Origin of the sequence: Pseudonocardia sp. D17, from assembly GCF_036984265.1 — a bacterium.
Classification (GTDB): Bacteria; Actinomycetota; Actinomycetes; order Mycobacteriales; family Pseudonocardiaceae; genus Pseudonocardia; species Pseudonocardia benzenivorans.
Window position 1 is genome coordinate 1 of record NZ_BPRG01000150.1, and the last position, 1,584, is coordinate 1,584.

A 1,584-nucleotide genomic window follows, 5' to 3' on the forward strand; every position below is an offset into this window, starting at 1 on the left:
CCGCCCGTCGCCGTTCCCGCCCGAACTCCTGACCTTCCGTACCAGCACTCCCGGGAGCACCCCATGCCGGACGCCGGCACGTTCTCGCCCACCGTCGCCATGGCCCGCAACCGCTGGCGCGCCGCCGAGGACCGGCTCTACCCCACGCTGATCGCCGACCCGGGCTCCTACCAGCGCTCGATCAACGCGATCCAGGCCGTGGTGACGGAGCTGCGCAAGCGGTGCACCGGGGTCGACGACATCATCGCGGCCGAGGCCGCCCCCGACGAGCTGATCGCCACCGCGCTGCCCGGCGGCAGCGTCATCCCCGTCGATCTGCTCGTCGGCGTCGCCTGCGGGATGGCCGACCGCGAGATCGCCGCCGACACCGAGCGGCGGCGCCGGGAGGCAGCGATCGAGGACGCACGCGCCGCCGGCCGCGCGTGGGTCGTCGTCGCGGGACCGGAGGCGATCGAGGAGCTCACCGACGGCCGTCGCCCCGAGCTGCACCTCGCCTCCGGCATCCTCGTCGAGGCCGCCGTCGACCCGTGGTCCGGCGAGGACCCCTTCCAGCTGCAGGTCACCGAGGGCGGGACGGGCACCGTCCTCGTCACCGGCTCGTTCGTCGACCGCGACGAGTGGCTCGCCGAGATCGCGCGCCAGCGCGCGGCCGTCGAGGACGGGACGGTCGGGGGATGAGCCCCACCGCGTGCCCCGGTACGGCCGACACGCTCGTCGCGGCCTGCCGCATCGCCGTCGGGGCCGCCGAGACCGGCCTGGTGCACGACATCCGGCGGGCGGTGTTCGTCACCGAGCAGGGGCTGTTCGACGGCTCGGACCTCGACGAGCACGACGCCGACCCCGCGACGATCGACGTGCTGGGCACCGTCGGCGGGGCACCGGCCGGCACCGTGCGGCTGTTCCCCCTCGACCCGGCCGACCCGACGGGCGACTGGAAGGGCGACCGGCTCGCCGTCCTGCCCGAGTTCCGTGCGTCCGGGCTCGGCGGGCCCCTCGTGCGCTTCGCCGTCGCCACCGCGGGCGCGCGCGGCGGCCGCCGGATGCAGGCGATGGTCCAGCTGGCCAACGAGGCGTTCTTCCTGCGGCTCGGCTGGCGCCGCCTCGGCGCTCCCGAGCTGTACGTGGGCCGGCCGCACCTGCGGATGGACATCGACCTGCAGGCCGCCCGCGCGGCCTGCTGAGGCCCGCGGGACGGGCGGCCCACGCGGGACGGACGGCTCAGGGACACGCGCGGAACCCGGCGGCTCGGCGCGGCCCGCGGAGCCCGGTGGTGCGGCGATGCCGTGGACTCCGGCGGTCGGCGATGCAGCGCGGCCCGGTGGCGCAGCGAGCCCGGGGGCCCGGTGGATCAGTGCGTCCGGCGCCGCTCCGACACCAGCCGGCCAGACGCCCCGAACGTCTCGCGCAGCTCCGTCGGCAGCGACTCGGCGATCCGCCCCAGCGCCGCGCTGCGGTCGGCGGAGGCGCCGAGCTGCCCGATGACGAGGTCGGAGCGGGTGGTCGCGGCGACGCGGGCGGCTTCGTCGGGGCGGTCGAGTGCGGCGAGGGCGAGGGCTTCGTACTTGGGTGAGGCGTAGAGGCGGG

At 76.7% G+C, this 1,584-nt stretch carries 3 protein-coding genes; 2 read left to right on the forward strand and 1 reads right to left on the reverse strand.

The annotated features are described in order from the left end of the window. Together PSD17_RS23090 and PSD17_RS23095 are read left to right on the forward strand one after the other, a co-directional pair. Positions 1 to 678 (forward strand): hypothetical protein (locus tag PSD17_RS23090; protein WP_339124487.1); only part of this gene is annotated, 678 nt, incomplete at its 5' end. Beyond that, positions 675 to 1,181, forward strand: a complete 507-nt coding sequence (locus PSD17_RS23095) for an MSMEG_0567/Sll0786 family nitrogen starvation N-acetyltransferase (RefSeq protein ID WP_103384035.1) — start codon at positions 675 to 677, stop codon at positions 1,179 to 1,181. The genes PSD17_RS23090 and PSD17_RS23095, both read left to right, overlap by 4 nt. A 167-nt stretch (positions 1,182 to 1,348) precedes the next feature. Here PSD17_RS23095 and PSD17_RS23100 read toward each other — a convergent pair. Further along, positions 1,349 to 1,584: hypothetical protein (locus tag PSD17_RS23100; RefSeq protein WP_339124488.1), on the reverse strand; the 236-nt coding region annotated here is incomplete at its 5' end.